Origin of the sequence: Leclercia pneumoniae (genome assembly GCF_017348915.1) — a bacterium.
Classification (GTDB): Bacteria; Pseudomonadota; Gammaproteobacteria; order Enterobacterales; family Enterobacteriaceae; genus Enterobacter; species Enterobacter pneumoniae.
On the sequence record NZ_CP071383.1, the window covers coordinates 1361046 to 1377601 of the forward strand.

The 16556-nt window shown below is 56.7% G+C and carries 11 protein-coding genes; 5 read left to right on the forward strand and 6 right to left on the reverse strand.

The window, feature by feature from the left end; translation table 11 throughout:
* The first annotated feature begins 130 nt into the window (after nucleotides 1–130).
* Genes JZ655_RS06390 through JZ655_RS06400 form a run of 3 tightly spaced genes read left to right on the forward strand, consistent with a single transcriptional unit; the run spans nucleotide 131 to nucleotide 3612 of the window.
* Nucleotides 131–1507 carry a glycoside hydrolase family 1 protein gene (locus JZ655_RS06390; RefSeq protein WP_207293294.1) on the forward strand — a complete coding sequence of 459 codons (1377 nt, stop codon included), beginning with the start codon at nucleotides 131–133 and terminating at the stop codon, nucleotides 1505–1507.
* Nucleotides 1508–1556: 49 nt separating this feature from the next.
* Entirely contained in the window at nucleotides 1557–2879 is a 1323-nt protein-coding gene (locus JZ655_RS06395; protein WP_040076441.1) for a PTS sugar transporter subunit IIC, read from the forward strand.
* Nucleotides 2880–2895: 16 nt separating this feature from the next.
* The gene (locus JZ655_RS06400) at nucleotides 2896–3612 is read left to right on the forward strand and encodes a GntR family transcriptional regulator (protein WP_207293295.1); all 717 of its coding nucleotides are present in this window, start codon (nucleotides 2896–2898) and stop codon (nucleotides 3610–3612) included.
* A 43-nt stretch (nucleotides 3613–3655) separates the two neighbouring features.
* Here JZ655_RS06400 and ldtB read toward each other — a convergent pair whose 3' ends face one another.
* Nucleotides 3656–4576 (reverse strand): L,D-transpeptidase, encoded by a 921-nt coding sequence (gene ldtB, locus JZ655_RS06405; RefSeq protein ID WP_040076439.1) that lies wholly within the window; start codon nucleotides 4574–4576, stop codon nucleotides 3656–3658.
* A gap of 222 nt (nucleotides 4577–4798) precedes the next feature.
* On the opposite strand from ldtB, the gene JZ655_RS06410 reads away from it, so the two are divergent.
* Nucleotides 4799–6394, forward strand: coding sequence for an ABC-F family ATPase (locus tag JZ655_RS06410; RefSeq protein WP_040076438.1), 1596 nt, complete (start codon nucleotides 4799–4801; stop codon nucleotides 6392–6394).
* A 241-nt stretch (nucleotides 6395–6635) separates the two neighbouring features.
* Here the strand turns inward: JZ655_RS06410 and JZ655_RS06415 are convergent, their stop codons facing one another.
* Nucleotides 6636–8999, reverse strand: a complete 2364-nt coding sequence (locus tag JZ655_RS06415; protein WP_207293296.1) for a glycoside hydrolase family 31 protein — start codon at nucleotides 8997–8999, stop codon at nucleotides 6636–6638.
* Nucleotides 9000–9016: 17 nt separating this feature from the next.
* Complete coding sequence (locus JZ655_RS06420) at nucleotides 9017–10318, reverse strand: MFS transporter (RefSeq protein ID WP_207293297.1); 1302 nt, start codon at nucleotides 10316–10318, stop codon at nucleotides 9017–9019.
* A 287-nt stretch (nucleotides 10319–10605) separates the two neighbouring features.
* On the opposite strand from JZ655_RS06420, the gene JZ655_RS06425 reads away from it, so the two are divergent.
* Nucleotides 10606–11679 carry a LacI family DNA-binding transcriptional regulator gene (locus JZ655_RS06425; RefSeq protein ID WP_207293298.1) on the forward strand — a complete coding sequence of 358 codons (1074 nt, stop codon included), beginning with the start codon at nucleotides 10606–10608 and terminating at the stop codon, nucleotides 11677–11679.
* Here JZ655_RS06425 and JZ655_RS06430 read toward each other — a convergent pair.
* The 3 genes from JZ655_RS06430 to JZ655_RS06440 form a co-directional block, all read right to left on the reverse strand.
* On the reverse strand, nucleotides 11676–12938 hold the full coding sequence (locus tag JZ655_RS06430) for a DUF1479 domain-containing protein (protein ID WP_207293299.1): 1263 nt from the start codon (nucleotides 12936–12938) through the stop codon (nucleotides 11676–11678). The genes JZ655_RS06425 and JZ655_RS06430 overlap by 4 nt on opposite strands.
* Before the next feature lie 160 nt (nucleotides 12939–13098).
* Nucleotides 13099–13914 (reverse strand): Cof-type HAD-IIB family hydrolase, encoded by an 816-nt coding sequence (locus tag JZ655_RS06435; protein WP_207293300.1) that lies wholly within the window; start codon nucleotides 13912–13914, stop codon nucleotides 13099–13101.
* A gap of 208 nt (nucleotides 13915–14122) precedes the next feature.
* A complete protein-coding gene (locus tag JZ655_RS06440; protein ID WP_207293301.1) occupies nucleotides 14123–16555 on the reverse strand; it encodes a formate C-acetyltransferase/glycerol dehydratase family glycyl radical enzyme in 2433 nt (810 codons plus the stop codon).
* Between the last annotated feature and the right edge of the window lies 1 nt (nucleotide 16556).

A 16556-nucleotide genomic window follows, 5' to 3' on the forward strand; every position in this document is an offset into this window, starting at 1 on the left:
CGCAGCGCGGATCCGGCCTTTTTTATTCCACACGCCTCACAAAAAACGATCCCGATCTTTGCCTGCTTTATCCGCTTTGGCTATATGACTAGTCATGAAATTTAAATGACTAGTCATATAGGGAGTGCGCATGAAAGCATCTTTGCCAACCAATTTTTTATGGGGCAACTCGGTCTCCAGCATGCAGACCGAAGGGGCGTGGAACGAGGGTGGGAAGGGGATGTCGGTCTACGATATTCGCGAAGCGGGAGAGAATACCTCAGACTGGAAAGTCGCCACCGACTCGTATCATCGCTACGCGGAAGACTTCGACCTGATGCAGGATCTGGGCATGAACTGCTATCGCTTCCAGATCGCCTGGAGCCGCGTCTGCCCGCAGGGTGACGGTGATTTCAACGACGAGGGGATCGCCTTTTACGATCGCTTTATCAACGATCTGATCGCCCGCGGCATTGAGCCGATGGTCTGTCTCTACCACTTCGATATGCCGCTGGCGCTGGCCCAGGAGTACAACGGATTTACCGATCGCCGGGTGATGGAGGCCTTTATCCGTTATGGCAAGAAGATGATCGACTGCTTCGGCGATCGGGTGAAATACTGGCTGACCTTCAACGAGCAGAACATCTTCCATATGCCCGAGGCGTTTCGCATTTCCGGCTATATGAAAGGCGAGAAAACCCTGCGCGAGCTGTACGCACTCCAGCATCACACCATGGTGGCGCATATGACGCTGACCGAGTACCTGCATCAGTCCCGGCCAGGTCAGCTAATGGGCGGTATGCTGGCGCACCAGCTGATCTATCCCGCCACCTGTAAACCGCGCGATATCTTTTGCGCGCAACAGTATGACGAATTCCTGAACCAGAACCTGCTGCGCGTCTTTGCCGGTCAGGGCTATAGCCCGGCGGTGATGGCGGTGGTGGCGCAGGAAGGTTTTGAAGATATCTACCGGGCCGAGGATCTGGCCCTGCTGGCACGTACCAAAAATGACTATATGGCGTTCAGCTATTACGCCAGTAAGACTCTGGACAGCGACGCGATCCCGGAAGAGACGCCGGTTAACTATTACTTGCTGCACGGCGAGAAAAACAACCCCTATCTGAAGGCGACAGAGTGGAACTGGCAGATCGATCCGCTGGGCTTTCGCACCATTATCACCCGCTACTACAACGACTGGCGGCTGCCGGTCTTCCCGATTGAAAATGGCATCGGCGTGATTGAGTCCTGGGATGGCGTAAATCCGATTGAGGATGACTACCGCATCGACTACCACCGGGAGCATATCGAGGCGATGAAGGCGGCGATGTTTGAAGATGGCGCCGAGGTGATCGGCTATCTCGGCTGGGGCTTAATCGACATTCTGAGTTCGCAGGGGGACATGCGTAAACGCTACGGCGTGGTGTACGTCAACCGCGAAAACTATGACCTGAAAGACCTTAAGCGCGTGCCGAAAAAGAGCTACGCGTGGCTCAAACAGGTTATCCATAGCAACGGGCGCGAGATGTAAGCCGTACGCTGCCGGGCCGTTTTTGTGACTGATTAAGGGAACTATCCGTATGTCTGATACAAAAATTACACCTGCGATGCAGTCCTTTGTCGACAGATTTGTGGAGTTCTCGGCGCGCCTGGCCAATCAGGTGCACCTGCGCTCTCTGCGTGATGCGTTTGCCACGGTGATGCCGATCTTTATCCTCGCCGGGCTGGCGGTGCTGATCAATAACGTGGTCTTCCCGTGGATTTTCACCGGGGAGACGCTGGCCCACTATCAGGTCTGGGGCGAGGCGATTATTAACGGTACGCTGAATATCGCGGCGCTCCTGCTGGCCCCGATCATTGCCTGGTCGCTGGCGCGTAACAAAAATTTCGACAATCCGGTCTCGGCAGTGGTCATCGCCGTCAGCAGCTTTATCATAATGATGCCGATGCGGCTGCAGATCGTCCCCGTCGGCAGCGACACCGCGGTGAGCGTTACGCAGATTCTTACCTTCGCCAATATCGGCTCGACGGGCATTTTCGCCGGGGTGCTGATTGGGCTAATCTCGGCGGAGATCTTTATCGCCATCTCCCGGCTAAAAGCGCTGCACATTTCGCTGGGGGATAATGTCCCTCCGGCGGTGAGCAAATCCTTTACCGCGCTCATTCCCACCATCATTACGCTCTCGCTGTTCGCGGTGCTTGCGGCCTTGCTGGCAAACGTGCTGCACACCGATTTGATTCACCTGATCACCACTTTTATCCAGCAGCCGCTGCGGCTGATCAACACCAGCCTGCCGGGTACGCTCTTTATCTACAGCTTTGGCAACTTCCTGTTTACGCTTGGCATTCATCAGTCAGTGGTTAACAGTGTGATTCTGGAACCCTTCCTGCTGATTAATACCAACGAGAATATGCTGGCCTTCGCCAATGGACAGCCAATCCCGCATATCATCAACAGTATCTTTGTCCCCACCTTCGGCATGGTGGGGGGGACCGGGAGCACCCTCTCACTACTGATCGCCATCTTTATCTTCTCGCGTCAGCAGTCGGCGAAACAGGTGGCTCGCCTGTCGCTGGCGCCGGGGCTGTTTAACATTAATGAACCGGTGATATTCGGCCTGCCCATTGTCTTTAACCTGCCGCTGATGATTCCCTTTGTGCTTCTTCCGGCGCTGGGGATCTGGTTTGCCTGGCTCTGCACCACGCTGGGATTTATGTCGCGCTGTGTTGTCATGATCCCCTGGACCACGCCACCCATACTCAGCGCCTGGCTGGCCACGGCCGGCGACTGGCGAGCGGTAGTGGTACAGTTGGCAATCATCATATTTGGTGTATTCTTCTACCTGCCTTTCCTCAAGGTTGCCGAGCGAGTGGCATTGAAAAACAGTGAGATAGCGAACTAAACATAAGGAAACGGCGATGGCGGCGAAGTACATCACCATAGCGCGGGAAATTAAAAAACGCATTATTAGTCAGCAGTATGCCGCCAACGAACCGCTGCCCGACCAGTTTGCGCTGGCCGCGGAGTTCAGCTCCAGCCGCATGACCATCCAGCAGGCAATGCGTCAGCTTATTGTCGAAGGGCTGGTCTATACCCGGCAGGGGCAAGGCACTTTTATCCGCAAGAATTTTCTACAGCTCTCTCAGTGGGATCTCTCCGGCAGCGACTACTTTGGCGCCACCAAAACCTGGGAGCATCTTGGTACGGTCTCCAGTCAGGTCGTCCATTTCGAACTGCGCTTTCCCAACGAAAAAGAGCAGGCCTCACTGATGATAAACGCCGATGCCCCGGTGTATGACTTTATCCGCCTGCGCCTGCTTAATGGCGAGCCGATGTCGCTGGACGCTACCGTCATGCCGCTCAACCGGGTGCCGGGGCTGAACAAAAGCCATCTCGAAAGCTCGGTGTTCCGCTACGTGCAGGAGACGCTGGGGCTAAAAATCATGGGGTCATATCGGGTCGTCAGAGCCCTGAAACCCAGCGCGCTGGATATGCAGCATCTGGTCTGCGAGCCGTCCGATCCGGTGCTGGAGGTGGAGCAGGTGATCTATCTGGAGGATGGCACGCCGCTGGAGTACGCCCACTGTCACTACCGGTACGACCACGGCGGGATTGTTATTGTGAATAACGGATAAAAAAAAGCGGGCCCCGGGCCCGCTTTTTTATGTCGCTGGTTTATCAGTTCAGGCGAACTGGCATACCGGAGCGGTTCTGAATAGCCTGGTCAACAACGGAGGCATCTACGTCAGCCTGGCTGGTGATCGCCTGCACGTTGCTCTTCAGGGTGATCGGCACGGTAACGTTGTTATCGATCTGATCTTCGCTGGTGGAGAGCGGGTTATGCACTTCCAGATAACGGCTGCCATCTGGCTCGGTGGTCGCTTTTACAGGTTCGTTGATGAACTGTACGCGGGTACCGACCGGCACGTTTTCGAACAGGAATTTGATATCGTCATTACGCAGACGCACACAGCCGTGGCTCACGCGCAGGCCGATACCAAAGTTGGCGTTGGTGCCGTGAATAGCATAAAGGCGGCCAATGTAGAGCGCGTACAGACCCATCGGGTTATCCGGGCCAGCCGGAACAACAGCCGGCAGCGGCTCGCCAGCGGCAATATACTCCGCGTGCATCTTGGCGGTTGGCGTCCAGGTTGGGCCCGCTTTTTTACGCTCAACTTTGGTGGTCCAGTTCATCGGGGTGTCTTTACCCAACTGGCCGATACCGATTGGCAGAACGATGACGGTATTGGTCCCTTTCGGATAGTAGTAGAGACGCATTTCAGCACTGTTGATGATGATACCTTCATGCACGGTATCGGGCAGGATCAGCTGCTGAGGAATATTCAGCACAGTACCGCCTTTCGGCAGGTACGGATCGACGCCAGGGTTAGCTTCCATCATGTTGGAGAGACCCAACTGATATTCAGCAGCAAAATATTCCAGCGGCTGCGTGTTACCTTCTTCGATGGTCACAACCTGATTCTGACCGACCAGACGGCTACCGTCAGTGGGCAGAGGATAGGTGACAGCAGAAGCGGTCTTGCAAAACCCTACGACGGCAAACGCCGCTGCTAATAGCGATGTTAATTTCATATTCATGTTATGCGAGGTATCTGTGCCACTGTGGCATGTAGTTAAAAGGGCTGAATGGTATAGGGAGCGCATTATATGTCCATTACCCCATTCAGGGAATTCAGATGTGTACGAAATCACATTTTTTTCGACATTGTTAAAGTTTAGCGTCTCGTCGCAACATCGGGATCTCAATTCGGAATTGTGGCATAATGCCGCGTTTATCACACTTTTCGCAGGAATCTCTCCGTGTTAGTTACCAGCAACGTCACTATGCAGTTTGGCAGTAAGCCGCTGTTCGAAAATATTTCCGTCAAATTTGGCGGCGGCAACCGTTACGGCCTGATTGGTGCCAACGGTAGCGGCAAATCCACCTTCATGAAGATCCTCGGCAGCGATTTAGAGCCGACGCTGGGCAATGTCTCAATGGACCCCAACGAGCGCATCGGTAAGCTGCGTCAGGATCAGTTCGCCTTTGAAGAGTTCACCGTGCTCGACACCGTGATCATGGGACACGGAGAGCTGTGGGAAGTGAAGCAGGAGCGTGACCGTATCTACGCCCTGGCCGAAATGAGCGAAGAAGATGGCTACAAAGTGGCCGATCTGGAGACGCAGTATGGCGAAATGGACGGGTACTCCGCCGAAGCGCGCGCGGGCGAATTGCTGCTCGGCGTGGGCATTCCAGTAGAACAGCACTACGGCCCGATGAGCGAAGTCGCGCCAGGCTGGAAACTGCGTGTGCTGCTGGCACAGGCGCTGTTCTCTAACCCTGACATTCTGCTGCTCGATGAACCGACGAACAACCTGGACATCGATACCATCCGCTGGCTGGAGCAGACGCTGAACGACCGCGATAGCACCATGATCATTATTTCGCACGACCGTCACTTCCTGAATATGGTCTGTACGCACATGGCGGATCTGGACTACGGCGAACTGCGCGTTTACCCGGGCAACTACGACGAGTATATGACGGCCGCAACCCAGGCGCGTGAACGTCTGCTGGCAGACAACGCCAAGAAGAAAGCGCAGATTGCGGACCTGCAGTCCTTCGTTAGCCGCTTCAGCGCCAACGCCTCTAAATCGCGTCAGGCAACCTCGCGCGCTCGTCAGATCGACAAAATAAAGCTCGACGAAGTCAAAGCGTCAAGCCGTCAGAACCCGTTCATCCGCTTCGAACAGGACAAGAAACTGTTCCGTAACGCGCTGGAAGTGGAAGCCCTGGCTAAAGGCTTTGAAAACGGTCCGCTGTTTAAAAACTTTAACCTGCTGCTGGAAGTGGGCGAGAAAATTGCCATTCTGGGTGCCAACGGCGTGGGTAAATCTACCCTGTTGAAAACGCTGGTGGGCGAACTGCAGCCGGACAACGGTACCGTGAAGTGGTCCGAAAACGCGCAGATCGGTTACTACGCTCAGGACCACGAGTACGAGTTCGAAAACGACCTGACGGTCTTCGACTGGATGAGTCAGTGGAAGCAGGAAGGTGACGACGAGCAGGCGGTGCGTAGCATTCTGGGGCGCCTGCTGTTCAGCCAGGACGACATCAAAAAGCCTGCCAAAGTGCTCTCCGGTGGTGAAAAAGGCCGCATGCTGTTCGGTAAGCTGATGATGGAAAAACCAAATATCCTGGTGATGGATGAACCTACCAACCACCTGGATATGGAATCTATCGAATCGTTGAACATGGCGCTGGAGATGTATCAGGGCACCCTGATCTTCGTCTCTCACGACCGTGAGTTCGTCAGCTCGCTGGCGACCCGCGTGATCGAGATTACCCCAGAGCGCGTGGTGGACTTCACCGGCAACTACGAAGATTACCTGCGCAGCAAAGGTATCGACGGCTAATTTCCTGTCGTTTTCCACGCTGCAGATGCGTTGGCTGCACCTGCTCACCCCGGTTACTTATTTATGTAAGCTTCCGGGGAGTCACAGGCTTACCGCCTTCCTGCAGCGCGAAATACTCAGGGAAAGGTGTCGTGCTTTTATTCCCTCTCCCTGTGGGAGAGGGCATGAGACCGCACTACGACGTTACCTCTCTCTTCCCTCTCCCCGTGGGATAGGGTTAGGGTGAGGGCAACAAGCCGCACTACACCGCCCACTCACCCCCTTCAACACCGTTCACCCGCAGCTTGCGTGTTTCCCCTGCCGGTAACGACACCTTCAGCGCCTTCCACGCCGGGCGATAATCCCCCCGCGCATTCACCTTCAGATTAATGCTCGCCCCGTCGCAGACCATCTCCCACTCCACCCACAGCGCATTGCCCTGCTGATAACCCCAGCTTTCGCCGTCGTCCTCAAACAGCAGGCCAGACGTGGTACCCACGCCTTTTAGCGGGAACAGCTTCAGCTCGCGAGCATCGTCTTTTTCAGCATTCACGTGCGTGATGCGCTCGCTCAGCGGCAACGCGGCCCCGGCACGCACCAGCAGCGGCAGCTTCTCCAGCGGCGCGTCGCGCACAATCCACTGGCCGCCAGCAAACCACTCGTGGGTATAAAAATCGTACCAGCCGGCTTCGTTATCCGGCAGCCAGAGGCGGCGCGCACGCTGCCCGGCTTCGACCACGCTTGCCACCAGCAGGTCGCGGCCCAGCAGGAAGTCGTCGCACTCTTCAAAGGTCTGCGCATCATGCTCATGATCGAGGAAAGTAGGACGCAGCATCGGTTCGTCGTCGGCATGCGCCTGCCAGAGCAGCGTATAGAGATAGGGCAGCAGGCGATAGCGCAGCTCAATTGCGCTGCGAATGGCCGGCGTCACGCCGGGATACATCCACGGCTCGTTAACGGTCTGGTCATCATTCCATGAATGGATGGTAAACCGCGGGTGCATCACGCCGTTCTGTACCCAGCGCACAAACAGCTCGGCATCCGGCTTATCGCCAGAAAAACCGCCGACGTCATGCCCGACGTTAAACAGCCCCGAGAGGCTCATCCCCAGCCCCATACGAATGTTATAGCGCAGGGTCTCCCAGTTGGTGCGGTTATCACCGCTCCAGGTCTGAACGTAGCGCTGCATCCCCGCGCAGCCGGAGCGGGAGATCAGGTACGGGCGTTTTTGCGGGGCGAAGCGCTGCTGCGCCTCCAGCGAGGCGCGCATCATCAGCAGCGGCATCACCGGGCGAATATGCTTGATGGCGATCGGCTGGCCGAAGCCACAGCAGCGCGCTTCGCCGTCCCAGACTTCATACTCGTTGTTATCGTTCCAGGTGGAGTCGATCCCCATCTCCAGCAACTGCGTGGTCACACCTTCCTGCCACCACTGCACCGTCTGCGGGTTGGTAAAGTCGAGGTGCGAGCCTTCGTCATCCCAGAAGCTGGAACGTTCTGGCGCATTGGTTTCTGAATCACGTATGAACAGGCCTCTTTCTGCCACCTCGTTATAGCGCGGGTGATCCTGTAGCAGGCACGGCTTGATGTTGGCCGCCAGTTTTAACCCGGCGTCGTGGAACGCCTGAGACATCACCTTCGGCTGCGGCACTTTGTCATGGTTCCAGTTGAAGACGTAGCGCTTGCCGTTGATGGAGGTGTAGCCGGACGAGAGCTGGAAGGAGTCGCACGGAATCGCGTGTTCTTCGCACAGGCGAATAAAGTGCATCAGCTGATTCTGCGCGTCCGGCGCGTCGGTATAGTGCATGGTCGATCCGCTGTAACCCAGGCTCCATTTCGGCCCGAACAACGTCTTTCCGGTGAGGCGCACAAAGGCTTTGGTGACATCCAGCACCCGTTTCCCGGTAAACATGTAGTAATCGATGTCACCCGCTTCTGCCTGCCAGCGGCGGTAGGCGGTGTGGTAATTATCAATTTCGTTGCCCAGATCCAGCCAGCAGCTGCTCAGGTTGTCGTAAAACAGGCCATAGCTCACGTCATCCCGGCGGGTGAGGGTGAACGGAATGTGTTTGTACAGTGGATCGGTGCTGGCGGCGTTGTAGCCCATCGCGTCGAGGTTACGCATCTCGTAGCGTTTACCGTTGCGCTGCAGATCGCCGGCTTTCTCGCCCAGGCCGTAAAAACGCTCATCCTTGCGGCGGCTCAGGTAGTGTGCCACGCCGTCGCCGTGGGCATTCAGCAGGTAGGCGCTGGTCGGGCGGTCATTCACCAGCGGCTGCCACTCGCCCGCGTCATCGCAATAGTGCCACTCCAGCCACAGCGGCTGGTGGACCGTCACACGCAGCTGCTGGGTAGCAACCGTCAGCATGTCGCCCTGCTGCGTCAGCTGCCAGGCCGGGCAGGAGAAGCCACTCAGATCGTCACGATGTCGTCCTTCCCAGGGCACATCTTGCGCCGGGGCGATACTCCAGGTGCGGTCCAGCGCCAGTTCGCCTTTGCGCTTAATCAGCACGCGGAACAGGTTCTCTTCCAGCACATACAGACACAGCCGGTGCTGATTATCGACCAGCAGCTCAATATGGTTCGCCGACTCTGTTGCGACGGTCCAGTTTTTCAGAGTTTTCATATGCAATAGATCCACTATCAGGCGCGCTTGGCGCGACGTTCAGCAATAAATGCTACCAGGAAAACAGCGCCAATCAGGTCAAAGAAGCCCATGGCAATAAAGAGGGGGTTGAAGCCGATTTTGTCGGCGGTCACACCAATCAACAAAGAGAAGAAGAAGCTGGCGATCCATGCCGCCGAGCCGCGCATCCCGTTGACCGTCGCCATCTGGCCTTTATCAAACGACTCCACGACCAGCGCACTCAGCATGCAGGAGATGATCTGATGCCCGAAGCCGCCGATAGAGATCAGCACGATGGTGATATAGGGATCGCGGGTGATAGCCACTACGGCCAGCGAGATCATCAGAAATGCGCCGGTAACCGAGCTTGCCACCACGGAGTTGACGCGGGTGCAACCGAACAGGCGGGTGTAGAGGCGGGTCAGGTAGCCGCTTGCCACGCTGCCAAGGTCAGCGGCGAGGAACGGCAGCCAGGCAAACATCGCTATCTGCTTCAGGTCCATGCCGTGCTCTTTAGCGAGGTAGAGCGGCACCCAGAAGCTCAGCACAGCCCAGGCCGGTTCCGCCATAAAGGCCGGGATGGCGATACCGTAGAAGCGTTTGTTCTTTGAGACGGTTTTCAGCGCAGTCAGGAAGGGCAGCTTCACCGCAGGTGGTTCGTTGTCCTGCTTAATAAACGCCAGCTCATCCTTGCTCAGGTTCGGGTGCTGCTCCGGGTTGTGATAAAACGCCCACCAGAGGATCACCCACAACAGCGCCAGCACGCCGGTAAACATAAACGCCCCCTGCCAGCCAAAGGAGGCGTGGGCGAAGTAGATGATAGGCGGAGCCAGCATGGCGCCAATCGAGAAGCCTACCCCCGCCCAGCCGGCGGCCACAGGACGTTCTGATTTTGGGAACCATTCGCCGATAGTTTTGGCGTTGGCTGGCGTCGCGGCTGCTTCCGAGGCACCCATAAAAAAGCGCAGGATCGCCAGGTGCAGCCAGCTACCGGCACCCGCATGGAAGATACACATCAGCGCCCAGATACCGGCGCAGACCATAAAGCCAATCTTCAGGCCAATCACGTCAATCAGCCAGCCGCACAAAGGCTGGAAAATGGTGTACGCGATCTGGAAGGCACCCACGATCCAGGAGTATTGCTCGGTAGTGATCCCCTGGCTCTCTTTTAGCTCCGGAGCGAGAATGCCTAACGAGTTACGGGTGATGTAGTTGACGGTGACGCCCATTAAGAACAGTACCAGTACATACCAGCGCAGGTTCTTAATCACGCGACGGGTTTTGCTTGTCGCTACGGTGTTATTGATGTCCTGACTCATTTTACTCTCCACAAGACGGACGGTAGGGGACATAGGTTCAGGTGTCACACGGCGCTTTATGATGTTGATTGTTATCCGTTTACCAGTGCAAAGTTGCTATACAACTAGTATGGAAGTTGTGTGACAAGTTCACCTTAAGGGAGAAAATGAGAGGGTAATAGTGGATTTTGTGCAATAATTCTCATTATTGACCGTAACCCTTTGGCATGATTGCCTCCAGGTCAGTTACAAACTGATAACAAGGCTATGAAAATTTTTTCATTTAGCAAATGGAGCCAGATCACAAAATGGATAAAAGGTTAAAAATCACCGAAATCGCTGCCCGCACGCAGCTCTCTATCAGCACCGTTTCACGGGTACTGGCGGGTAAAGCGAATACCAGCGAAAAAGCGCGTAACCGGGTGCTGGCGTGTGCGCGGGAGTTGGGGGTGATGGACGGTCTGGCGGCTGGGCGCCTGCTGCTGAATAGCCTTGTGGTCTTTGCGCCGCAGCGGGCGTTTGACGAGCGGTCCGATATCTTTTACTACCGGGTGATCCAGAGTGTAAGCAAAGGTCTGGCGTCGCATGATGTGCGCCTGCGTTATTGCGCCCTGGAGGAGAACGACAGCGATGCGCAGCTCTTTCTGGCGCGAATGAATGAGACCGAGACCCAGGCCGCCATCCTGCTGGGTATCGACGATCCCCATATTCACGATCTGGCGGTGGACGTGGGTAAACCCTGCATGCTAATCAACTGTCGCGACCGCCATATGCGCTTGCCCGCCGTGGCACCCGACCACCGGGCAATTGGCGAACGGGCCGCTGAGTACCTGTTCGAAATGGGACACCGGGAGGTGCTAAACGTACTCTGTCTGCGGCGTTACACGATGGAGCTACGTCTGGCCGGGATACGCGATGCGTGGCAGTCACACAACCTGACGTTCCGCGATAAACGCGATCTGCTGGTGGCGCCCAGCTTTAGCGCACGCGAAACAGAACAGCTCATCGGCGAGTGGCTCACGCAAATGCAGGGGAGGGATCTGCCCACCGCGTTTTTAGTGGGGGGGGATTTTATGGCGGCGGGCACCATCAGCGCCCTGCAAAAACAGGGGCTGCGGGTGCCGCAGGATATCTCGGTAATGAGCATCGACGGCTTCAATCTCGCCGCCATTCAGGATGTGCCGCTCACGGCGGTGCATGTTCCCCGCGATGAACTGGGAACCGAAGCGGTGCATATGCTTCAGCAGCGGCTGATGCGCCCCGAGGCGCCGGTTGGCACTTTGCTGCTCAACGGCACGCTGGCCGTGCGGGAATCTGTCCGGCGGATACGTCAGGGGAAACGACGCACCGCCGTAGAACGTGAAGGACTTTACGATAACTAAGCTATGCCCAGCGCACGCTTGCCGTGAATATTGAGATCGTTCAGGGTAAAGCGGTCTTGCCAGTCTGTTTCGTAATCTTCGCGTGGGAAATCTCCCGGTGATGCCCCGGTCTCCAGCGCGGCCTTAACTTTCTTCGCATAGGCGAGATTCTTTTCGCACATCGGCGCGGCCGGGATGTACATGACGTTGCCCCAGCCCTGCTGATTTTCTACCGGTGCGACGGAGTGGATCACATCGCAGTGCCACCAGACGGAATCGCCCGCTTCCAGCGCCGGTATGCTGGTCAGCGCCTCGATGAGCAGCGGATGCCACTTCTCTGAGATGGGCAGCACGCGACCCGGTGCGACACCGCAGAGTTCATCTTCCGGCACGTCGTCCAGCAGCGGACGCAGCAGAATGTAGGCCATTGCTTCCGGGATGGGGACCACGTGCAGCAGCCCCTGATCCGGGATCATGTCCGACAGCGCCGTCCAGCCCTGGAAGGTGCGGAACACAGAGCACTTGGTGGTGTTGTCCACGGTGTACTCCTCCACATCGGTGCGGTGCGCAGCGTTCCAGGGATCATACTGATCCACATTGCCATCAAACACGCGGGCAAAGACCTGTTGATAAGCCGGCAGCAGCCAGCGCTCCAGCGCGCCGGAGTCGGTGTGTGCGCCCAGCCCTTTAGAGGTGGTTCCCGGTGGACGGCGGCGAATGCGATCCGGATAGATGACGCTTACGTCCGGGTTAAACCACTGCTTACCGTTGCTTTCGAATGTCCATAAACGGTTCAGGAATGACTGCACCTGCGCCATCTCTTCACTCTGGCGCGCCTGCATTTGCGCCTGAGACCAGTAGATCGGGTAAATCTCCGGGCGGGAGGCGGTGAGGGTGCCAAAGAAGTTATCCCCTGGCCCTTTGTACACCTCGTCGAAGTGATTACGATCCAGATAGTCGAGCATGGCGTTATCCCATGCCAGCGCCTGCTCACGGGGGAAGTGGCCTTTAATCACTGCGCAGCCGCGGCGTTTCACTGCGGCACGCTGCGCCTCGCTAAGCGTCCCGTTTTTAACGTCGGCGAAGGGGATGACTGGCCAGACGGGATCGCCGCTCTTTTTCAACGCAGCGATCTCAGCCACGCGGTCGGCGATCTTAGCGTGCAGACGATCAAATACCGCTTGTACGTCGCCAATCTGCGCGCGCAGTTCACGCTTCATCTGACGGATTGCCGCTTTGTGGTCGGCGGGCAGGGTTTCACTGGTAAAGGTTAAGCTCATCACACCCTCTCTTTCTTTCATTCGAAAGCAAAAAACATTGCAAGTGATACTTTAAGTTAAAAATAAGTTAATGCAAGTTGAAAAACTTGATCGGGTGCACAGGACGAGAATGAAGAGAAAGAGAAGGCGTTTCGCCGGCAGGGCGCCGACGAAAGGGGAATCACTGACTGAACGGTGCGCTGTTATCGAGCACGGCCTGAATCACGTTCAGGGCACCCTGATGGTTATTGTCATCGGTCTGATAACGGGAAATCGATTTGATCGCTTCCCCCGCATTGCCCATGGCGAAGGGGTAACCGACAAACTTCAGCATTTCGGCATCATTGCCGCTGTCGCCGATAGCGACGCAGGCCTGCGGGGAGATTGCCCAGCGCTTCAGCAGGCGGCTAATGCCGTTCGCTTTATGCAAACCTGGGATAATTAAATCCACAAAGCCAAAACCGCTGGTTACCGGTTTCATGATGCCGTCGAGAGAGACATGCAGCGCGTCGATCAGGTTCGGGATATCAGAGTCGGGCAGGTTCAGTGAGAATTTGAACAGCACATCGTCAATTTCATGATAATCACTGACCCGCTGAAGACGGTGGTAGTGCTTTGACATTAGCGCCACAAACGCGTCCGGGGCCTTATCGCTGACGTAAGCACTCTGCAGCCCGCAGGCCACGAAGTTCAGCTGTTGATCTTTCAGCAGTTCGCCAATCACGATCTGCGATTCATGACGGGTAAGCTCGCCGTGGAAAATCTGCTCGCCGTGATCAAAGACCAGCGCGCCGTTTTCCGCCACGAAAGAGATCTGCTCTTTAAGCTCCGGAAAGAAGGAGATGAGCTGGTAATACTGGTTGCCGCTGGCGACAACGAACTCTATGCCACGGGCCTGAAGCTGTTCGAACTGTGCTTTGAAGCGGTCACGGTCGTACTGCTTGGCGTCATTGAGAAAAGTTCCGTCCATATCGGTGACGATAACTTTAACGGTCATAAATTGCGCTCCTGAATATTGCTGCGACCAGCAACATTCTAATAACAAGGTGACGGGGAGCACAAATTTAATTTCATTCGAAAGTCAAAAACACAACGGCAGCCGGAGCTGCCGCTTAGTGTTTTCTCCCTCTCCCCGTGGGAGAGGGCCGGGGTGAGGGCATCAGCGCGCGCAATTCCCTTCGCCCTCAGGGAGAGAGGCCGCCGCGTTACAGCGTATGCTCCGTACGCGCAATGATATCGTCCTGGGCATCCGGCGACAGGGCGGTAAAGAATGCCGAATACCCCGCCACGCGCACCACCAGGTCGCGATACTGATCCGGATGTCTCTTCGCTTCCAGCAGCGTCTCGCGTGACACAATGTTGTACTGAATATGCCAGCCTTTGTGCACCTCGAAGAAGGTACGCAGCAGCACCATAAGCTTCTGGCGATCGCTGTCGTTATCAAGCGTGGCCGGGTTCAGCTTCTGGTTTAGCAGCACGCCTCCAAGGATCGCTTCGGTCGGTAACTTCCCGACAGAGCCAATCACCGCCGTTGGGCCGAGGTGATCGGTACCGGAAGCCGGGCTTGCCCCCTCCGCCAGCGGCGTATGCGCCTTACGCCCGTCCGGGGTGGCCATGGTGGCAGCGCCAAAGGGCACGTTCGCCGAGATGGACGAGGTCCCGGCATAGTACTTGCCGCCTATCGGACCGCGACCGTAGCGCGGATTGTGGTACTGCTTCAGTTCGTCGATATAGGTCTGGTATGCGCGCGTCAGCAGCAGATCCACGCTGTCGTCGTCATTGCCGTACTTCGGCGCGCCGTTGATAAGGCGCTGGCGCAGCTGTTCGTGCGTCAGCCCGTCGAAGTCGTCCGCCAGAGCGGCGGCAAGCTGCTGCTGCCCAATGGTACCCTGCTCGAAGACCAGTTTCTTCACCGCCGCCAGGCTGTTGCCGAGGTTCGCAATACCCACCTGCAGGCCCGAAACCCAGTCATATTTTGCGCCACCCTGCTTGATACTTTTCGCGCGCTCGATGCAGTCATCCACCAGCGCCGAGCAGAGAATATCGTGGACATTCTCTTCCAGCATGGTGTCCACCACGTACTCAATTTCGATAGATTTACGGGTGTAGTAACGTATCTGGCGATCCCAGGCGGCCATCACCTCGTCGAAATCGGTAAAGTTGCCGGCTGAGAGCGCCTTGACCTGGGGCAAGAACACCTTACCGCTGGTGGCGTCCCGGCCGCCTTCCATTGCCGCCAGCATTACGCGGGCGAAATTAATAAAGCTCATGCCGGTACAGCGGTAGCCCCATTTGCCGCCAACGGCGGTTTCGATACAGCCAATTGCCGCATAGTCGTAAGCATCCGCTTTTTCCACGCCGAGCTTGATAAACTCCGGAATGACGATTTCATCGTTGTTAAACGCCGGCATGCCAAAGCCGCAGCGGATCACCTGCACGCAGGCGTCGAGGAAGTCATTGCTCATGCCCGCGTGATAACGCACGCTGAGGTTTGGCTGGGTAGAGCGCAGACGGCCGCAGGATTCAAGAATCGCGTAGGAGAGCGGGTTCACCGCATCCATCGGTTCACCGTTGACCAGCTTCTGGCCGCCAATGGTCACGTTCTGATAGAGCGGACTCCCGGCCGAGGCTTTCGAGTGCGAGCCGGAGCGGATCTTGTTCACTTCCAGCAGTTTCAGCCAGCAGCTGTGCAGCAGCTCAATGGCGTGCTCGCGATCAAGAGTCTGTTGCAGCTCCACGTCGCGACGGTAGAAGGGGTAGAGGTACTGGTCCATGCGGGCAAACGAGACCGAATGACCATTTGACTCAATCTGCAGGATCAACTGGATGAAATAGCAGAGTTGCAGCGCCTGCCAGAAAGTCTCTGGCGGCTGGTGCGCAATCACATCGCAGTTTTCCGCCATCGCCAGCAGTTCATCGCGGCGGCTTTCGCGGGTTTCAGTGGCGGCCATCTCACGCGCCAGGGCGGCAAAGCGTTCAATATGCAGGCTGACCGCCTCCAGCACGATATCAATTGCCTTCAGTAACTGATCGCCGTGCAGGTCGTCAAGGCAGGTGAGGTTGATTCGCGAACGGCGTTCATCCACCTTATGACGCAGACCATCCAGCCCTTTTTCCAGCAGCAGCGGGAAGTTCACCGCCAGGTGGGCATCGCCGGAGGTCATGTTACCTTCGGCCTTGATGATACCGCTCTCCAGTAACCCTTTTTGCTCATCGGTGAACATGCCGTAGCAGCGATCCTGCACTGTCTGACCACGCCACCACGGGCAGACCTCATGCAGCACGCGTTTGTTCTCATCGCTCACCGCAAAGCCTGCGCCAGGACGGTCGGCCAGGTCGTCGATCTCTTTCTCAATCCAGGCGACGGTATACTCCGGGAAGATGGGCGCGGCGCGGACTTCGCTCGCCTGGTTTCCGATAATCAGCTCATCGTGTTTGATCCAGATGGTCCGCTGCGCCAGATGGTGGGCCAGCGCCAGCGCGCGGCGCACCGGGATCGGTTTGTCCATATGCTGCTGGTACATCTCGGTATAGTGCTGAGCACGCTCGGTACAGACCGGCGGCTTGACGATATGAACCAGCGCGGTTTTATGGGCCTTAATGCGATCGCTCAGGGTAGTGAGATTCAGGCTCGTCATA